Origin of the sequence: Streptomyces iakyrus, from assembly GCF_000717055.1 — a bacterium.
GTDB classification, from domain to species: domain Bacteria; phylum Actinomycetota; class Actinomycetes; order Streptomycetales; family Streptomycetaceae; genus Streptomyces; species Streptomyces iakyrus.
Genome location: NZ_JNXI01000102.1, coordinates 1 through 403, shown reverse-complemented (window position 1 = coordinate 403; position 403 = coordinate 1). Strand labels below are relative to the sequence as shown.

The 403-nt window shown below is 71.2% G+C and carries 1 protein-coding gene; it reads left to right on the top strand.

Annotated features, from left to right (window positions below; all coding sequences use genetic code 11):
- The coding region (locus tag OO68_RS41715) for a transposase (RefSeq protein WP_033314726.1) at positions 1-403 on the top strand (403 nt) is incomplete at both ends.

Here is a 403-nt window from a genome sequence, read left to right as displayed (position 1 = left end):
GAACCTCACCATGCGGCAGCTCGCCCCGCTCTTCGGCTGCTCACCTGCCACCGTCTGCCGGGTCATCCAGCGCCTGCGACCGCTGCTTGCGCTGGAGCCGGCGCCCAGGCCGGTGCCGGGCGCCGACCGGTTATGGATCGTGGACGGCACCTTGATCCCGGTCCGTGACCGGAAGGTCGCGGCCTCCTCACGCAACTACCGGTTCTCGGCGAATGTGCAGGTCATCATCGATGCCGACACCCGCCTGGTGGTGGCATCCGCCCGGCCGGCACCCGGGAACAAGGCAGACGCACACGTCTGGCGCGAGTCGGACCTGCCCGCGGTGGCGGCAGGCACGACGGTGATCGCGGACGGCGCCTACCTGGGGACCGGCCTGATCGTCCCGCACCGCAGACGAGCCGGA